Origin of the sequence: Arsukibacterium sp., from assembly GCF_041616895.1 — a bacterium.
GTDB lineage: Bacteria > Pseudomonadota > Gammaproteobacteria > Enterobacterales > Alteromonadaceae > Alishewanella.
Map to the genome: position 1 here is coordinate 1 of NZ_JBFJPY010000131.1, position 5,991 is coordinate 5,991.

8 protein-coding genes are annotated in these 5,991 nt (G+C 46.4%); 6 read left to right on the forward strand and 2 right to left on the reverse strand.

Features of this window, described 5'->3' with window-relative positions; translation table 11 throughout:
- Positions 1-710 precede the first annotated feature (710 nt).
- From ABY802_RS15295 to ABY802_RS15310, 4 genes are all read left to right on the forward strand, one after another.
- On the forward strand, positions 711-1,742 hold the full coding sequence (locus ABY802_RS15295) for a hypothetical protein (RefSeq protein ID WP_372627990.1): 1,032 nt from the start codon (positions 711-713) through the stop codon (positions 1,740-1,742).
- Positions 1,742-2,125, forward strand: coding sequence for a hypothetical protein (locus ABY802_RS15300; protein WP_372627991.1), 384 nt, complete (start codon positions 1,742-1,744; stop codon positions 2,123-2,125). The genes ABY802_RS15295 and ABY802_RS15300 overlap by 1 nt, the downstream gene beginning before the upstream one ends.
- Positions 2,126-2,171: 46 nt before the next feature.
- Entirely contained in the window at positions 2,172-2,408 is a 237-nt protein-coding gene (locus ABY802_RS15305; RefSeq protein ID WP_372627993.1) for a hypothetical protein, read from the forward strand.
- 182 nt (positions 2,409-2,590) lie between these two features.
- Positions 2,591-2,797, forward strand: coding sequence for a hypothetical protein (locus ABY802_RS15310; RefSeq protein ID WP_372627994.1), 207 nt, complete (start codon positions 2,591-2,593; stop codon positions 2,795-2,797).
- 153 nt (positions 2,798-2,950) lie between these two features.
- Here the strand turns inward: ABY802_RS15310 and ABY802_RS15315 are convergent, their stop codons facing one another.
- Together ABY802_RS15315 and ABY802_RS15320 are read right to left on the reverse strand one after the other, a co-directional pair.
- Positions 2,951-3,094, reverse strand: coding sequence for a DUF3096 domain-containing protein (locus tag ABY802_RS15315; protein WP_290610027.1), 144 nt, complete (start codon positions 3,092-3,094; stop codon positions 2,951-2,953).
- Between the two features lie 136 nt (positions 3,095-3,230).
- A complete protein-coding gene (locus tag ABY802_RS15320) occupies positions 3,231-4,499 on the reverse strand; it encodes an acyltransferase family protein (RefSeq protein ID WP_372627995.1) in 1,269 nt (422 codons plus the stop codon).
- 102 nt (positions 4,500-4,601) lie between these two features.
- On the opposite strand from ABY802_RS15320, the gene ABY802_RS15325 reads away from it, so the two are divergent.
- A complete protein-coding gene (locus tag ABY802_RS15325) occupies positions 4,602-5,486 on the forward strand; it encodes a LytR/AlgR family response regulator transcription factor (RefSeq protein ID WP_372627996.1) in 885 nt (294 codons plus the stop codon).
- 226 nt (positions 5,487-5,712) lie between these two features.
- The coding region (locus ABY802_RS15330; RefSeq protein WP_372627997.1) for a PQQ-dependent sugar dehydrogenase at positions 5,713-5,991 on the forward strand (279 nt) is incomplete at its 3' end.

The window sequence follows — 5,991 nt, forward strand, 5'->3', positions numbered from 1 at the left end:
CCTATTCTGCAGCGACTGAATCTCAGCCAGCAGGACTGGTTAATTCGCGCTACCCAATTCGAAGTGCATTACATCACACTATTTAGCCGACACGCTCATCGCGATACCGCGTGAGTCAAAACTGCTTTCGCAATCGACCGATAACCGAAAGTCTGGAAACAGTCATGCTTGACAGTATTTTAAAAACACATCCGGCATCTTTTTTTACGCTATTAGAGCTGCTTGCCACTGCTTTTTGCCGCATTTACCCTACATAGACATAACACTATTTGGAATTGATGTGGTGCAAACAAATTTCTTCTAAGTTATGCCTGTTTTACATTGAAGTGCGCCTGTCCTTGCTCTGCCACCAGCAACTGAATTTAAGCCATACCAGCAGCTGTTGTGTCAGCAGTTAAAAGGGCTTAGGCAGCAGAATATGCAAGAAATATCGCTTATACCGATTAATCTGCTCGGCTGAGCGGCTTGCGAAGAACGTTAAGGGTCAGATCCATTTGTTACCAAAGACAGCAAATTCCACCCCACCTACCGGCGCCTTCTGTTTTAACAGCTTACAGGACTAAGAAAATAGATCATGCAGGAATAGCATGCGCACCCCTGCTCCTAGTAACACCAGAGTCTAAATGTAAAATTAATTGAAATAAAATGTTTATTTAGTGGGTTTTTTCATCTAAGATTTCTGCGTTACTAACTAGTATAGGGATATCACTATGCCAGAAATTTACTTTTCCCGCTCAAGTCAGCGAGCAGAGCAGATTTTTGCTGAGCAACCAGACCTGCTTGCGAAATATCAAAAATTTAATAATAGACGTGACGATTTTTTACTGCCAAATCAGCCTTATTTAATGAGCTGTGCACCTGGCGATGACTTAACAATACAAGCCTTTAACCGCTTTTCGCACCCTGAGTTGCAACGCTTGCAGCAAGTTGCCTCCGCATATGATGACTATACCCTGGCCATTGCCTATGTTACGGAAGAGCAAATAAACCCAGTAATGGCGCTATTAGACGAACATGGTCTGACGGCTGCCGGGGCGTTAGTGGGTGCAGCAAATAGCAAATACTCTGCGTTTCAGCGCTCAATCCTAAGTTATCAGCGTGCCCTGATAGATTTGCACGATGCCAGCCAGGCCAAGGCGCAGGCAAGTGGCGCCCGAACCAAATCCGCTCATAATTCAGTAATTGCCAGCAAAGCAGCGCACGCCAAGCGAGTGCATGCTGAGATGGTGCAGCGTTTTCAGGCTCAACTGCAACGCTACCATGCAAACCTTAGCTCGCAAGCTGGTCGCTCAGCTCTATTAAATGCTGAGCGCGGTATAAATATCGCCCGCAGCGGCCGGCGCGGTCATCAAACTTGGCAATCCCTGCATTTTGCCAATAGTCAGCAAGTGGCAACAGTGCAGCGCTTTGTTAATGGCACCCAAATTATTGGACGCGGACTGTTAGTGCTGGACTTTGGTTCGCGTACCCATAAAGTAATGACGACACAGGGCGATGCCACCCGTATGGCAGTAACTCAGTATTCAGGTTTTGCTGTCGGTGCTGGTACCGGAATTTTAGTTGGTAAAGGATCCGTTGCTGCGATAGGAGCCTTAAGTTTAGCATTCACATTATCGCCTGTTGGTTGGATTCTTTTGATAGGTGCTGCCGCTTTGATAAGTTTCGGCGCTGCCACTGCTGCAGACAACCTTACCCAGGATGTAACAGGTTATGGATATGATCGTTTAAGAGGACGGCGTTGATGTTAATAGCTGTACAAGATTGGTTTGCATTCCTTTTGATAGGTTCTGCCCTTTCTTTTTTTTTAGCGTGGCCGATTACTGCAATTTGGGTTACTCGCCCGATAAAAAAACTATTAAAACCCAAGCGCCAAGATGTAATTAGTCATTGGGTAATATGGCCCTGGCAAAGCCCAATTTATGCAATGGTGGTATTTTGGCCTATTGAACGCATGATCACTGAACGTAACCGTTCTTTTTTGGAGCCATTGCTACCGGTTCATAAAGCTGCAACTCCTCTACAATGGTGGCTTTCAGCCTGGCTGGAGCTAAGTGGATATTTCATGTTGTTAGGCATCCTGATTGGTGTTGTTATGACCACTTTTGGGATTTGGAGCTTCAGATAGTTCACGTACCCATAAAGTTATGACGACACAGGGCGATGCCACCCGTATGGCAGTAACTCAGTATTCAGGTTTTGCTGCTGGAGCATTAACGGGTTATGCATTCGGAAAAGGTTCTGTCGCCGCAATAAGCGCGATTAGCCTGGGACTAACGTTAACGCCTGTGGGATGGGTTATTTTGATTGGCAGTGCAGCAGTACTTGGATTCATGGCTGCCACGGCGATGGACAACTGGGCACAAAACGAAACTGGGTATGTTTACGATCGTATTCGAGGTCGTCGTTAATGGAGTTTTCGATTCGAGATTTTTTTTCTATTTTGTGGGTGAGTTCTCTGTTATTAACAATAATTTCGTATCCCACAGTTGCAATGCTTGTTACACGACCAATCCAACAGAAGTTACGCCAAACAAAGCAAGATTACATTAGTGATTGGGTTGTTTGGCCCTTTCAAAGTGGCTTTTACGCGATGGCGATTGTTGTGCCATTTGCCCGTTGGCGCAACGAGCGCAATAGCAGCTTTGTCGATGCATTGCAGCCGGTGCGGCAAGCAGCAACCCCCCTTCAGTGGTGGTTGTCGTTATGGCTGGAAGTAAGTTTGTATGGAATGGTGATGTTAGGTTTTTTTATGATGGCAATGGACGCACTTGGTGTATGGTCTCATGTTAGCAATTAGTTGGGTTCAGGAGTATGGCATGAGCTTTCGTGACAACCAGCGACAAAGTAGTTTTATAGAACTGGGCCAGCACAAAATTAGAATCTTAATTTTGCTCTGGCACGAAATATTCTAAGTCTTAGAATTGGCCCGGTGATGACACCAGGTCCTCATCTATATTCTCAGACCAAAAAGCTGAATTACCCCTACCGCGATCAAATAGATAGCCACAACGTAGTTCAAAATTTTCGGCTTAATCAATATCAGAATACCGGCAATGATGGAGAGTATTGGGATCAGTTCAATATGCAAAGTCATAATGCTTTCCTTTTATGATGAAACGTAGTGAGTTAACTGAATCATAGTGCGACCTGGCTGAAAATATAGCAATTCATTTAAAAATTCAGGGTCACAACAGTTAGTTTATTCGGTTGCATCAAATGGTTATCAGCCGTTATTTTTCAGATCTGCTAACTATTACCTGCTTTGGTGCGACAACTGCAGCAAAGTGAGTTTCGACAGCTTGAGGGTGTTTGTCAGTGGGCTTTAAACTGACTTTTAAACCAAATAACCAGCGGCTTAACCAAAAACGCTTAATTACCTCATAGCCTAACCAGCAACCCGCGCTTGTCAGTATAATAAGCAACACTGCTTCCATGGCCACAGGCAATGCCAGCGGTTTTAACCACATAGCGAAAACAACTATTAGTGTTTGATGTAGCATATACCAGGGCAAAATAGCGGTATTACTGTAATGCAGCAGTTTGCCGTCTTTGTCGATGATGTTAGTACGGCGATTTAGATAGCGCCCGGCATAGCCAATTAACGCTAAAATCCAGCCCCAATGGTTTAACGCCAATACCACACCTATTAGCAGCCGGCCGCTGACCGATTCGCCAAAGCTTTGTGGAATACTATCAAGCAGACCATTGCGATCGGCAATAATCAGGGTGTAACCGAAAACGGCGGCCAGTAACAACCAGCGTCGATAGGTAATGACCTTTTGCCACCAGTTGCCCTGCAGCGCAAACAGATACCCGGCAATAAATACGCTGAAGTACTTGGCGTGATTATACCAATCATCTAACAACGCGTGGCTGGACGGGAAGGCTTGGCGTAAAAAATACCATGCGCCGATTAACGTTACCATGGCTGCCAGCAACGCGATGCTGCCCGGCAGTCGCTGCAACTTATTCGCCAGCGCATTAAGTAGCGGTGCGCCAAGTAACACCAGTACGCTGTAACACCACAAGTAGGGAATAAACCACAGATGGTTCCAGGTCAGTAGGCCAATTGGGCTATGGTGATCGCGCAACAACTCCGTGTTGGGGTTGATATAGTGCCACCAGAAATTGAAGAATCCTGGCTCTATTAGCTGTTGTGACAAGGCTTCAAAATATACCTGTGGTACCACCACAACAAACATACCGCATAGCAGCGGCACCAGTAAGCGATTAGTCCGCAAACCAAATAGGGTCAAGCGGCCGCTATGGCGCTGGGCAAGCGCTAATGCCATAGCGGAAATAAAAAAGATTAATGACATACGCCATGGGTTGGTCAGTATCATCAGATTTTGTAATGCCGTGCTGGTAACGTCGCTTTTTACATGCCAACCCCAGTCAGCGACATAATACATACCAATGTGATATAAAATCAGTAAACCAAAAGCCAAGGTGCGTAGCCAGTCAAGGTCATAGCGTCGGGTATCGTTCAGGGTATTCATAGAGTGCCTCCGTTGTTGTTATTGAAGCTTGCCTTCACGGCGAAGCGGAATACAGCAGCGAATGGCTTAGCGGCAGGGTTCAGGGATAACAGGTGGCATAGTGTGACGGACAGTAATACAAAAAGTGTGTTTCAGCGGTTTGATCAGCATGCGGTGTTGTATAGCTATTTGTTGCTGGCACTGTATTTTTTACTGAATGCGGCAATCAATGCCAGTTCGGTCTGGATGGAACATAGCCGCAGCGGTGAAACTAGCTTGCAACTGTGGGAGCCGATCACCTGGGAATATAGCAGTGCCCTCAGCACCTTATTGCTCTGCCCGCTATTATTTTGGTGGTTTAGCCGTTACCCGCTGCAATTGCACCACCCCAAGCGGCTGCTGCTGGCGCATGTAGTGGGCAGTGCCGTGTTTGCTTTGTTACACGTGGGCTTAATGGTGGCGATGCGCGAGCTGGTTTACGCCTGGCAAGGTGGTAACTATAACTTTGGCCCGCTGCTACGTGAGTTTTTTTATGAGTACCGCAAAGATGCCTGGGGATATTTGTCGTTTCTACTGGGATATCAGCTGATACTGTTCGGCTATAGCCGGCTTAAAGGTGAAGCACACCAACTGGATGAAGCGGAAGGCAGCACTGCGCAACAACATGCAGCAACCGCACCAGAGCATTTTCTGGTGAAGAAGTTAGATAAAGAGTTTTTAATCCGCACAGACGAGATTGAATGGCTGGAGGCCAGCGGTAATTATGTTAACTTGCACAGTAAAGGGCGAATTTACCCTTTGCGGGCAACATTAAGTAATACCTTGTTGCAACTTAGCTGTTTAGGTTTCAGCCGTATTCACCGCAGCCTGGCAGTAAAGCATAGTGCTATTGATAGCATTCGATATGACAGCAGTGGTGATGGCGATATTTTGCTTAAAAATGGCCATAAACTGGCACTGTCGCGCCGCTATAAAGAGGCGTTGCGCAATGCCTTGCAGCCGGCATGATGAGTTTGCTGTATACCCCCCCTTTTGATCCAATTGACACGAGGGTCAGGTCTCACGTCTTGCTAGCAGCCATTAAGTTAAAAAGACCGGATCTGATCCCAAGGTTAATGCGTAAATGTTCAGATAATCAAGCATTAAAGCGTTCAAAGCAGAACGGAAAACTGCAGTTTGCAATGGCTTTGCTATACTCAACGCTCACATGTACATCACAGGCAGGAGAGTTTTTATGAGCCGGCAGCTATTTGCGTCTCTTCTGGGTTTACTTCTAACGTTCTCTATATCGGCACAAGATAAATTTCCATTCAAGATTGAAGAAATAACCCGTTTTGATGAACCATGGTCGATGGCCTTTTTGCCTGATGGGCGGATGCTGGTAGCGGAAAAGAAAGGGCGACTGCTTATTGTAAGCCCGCAGGGAGAGAAATCGCTGGTCGGCGGTATGCCTGATGTCGATTATGGCGGTCAGGGTGGTCTGGGCGATGTGGCGCTGCATCCGGATTTCGCC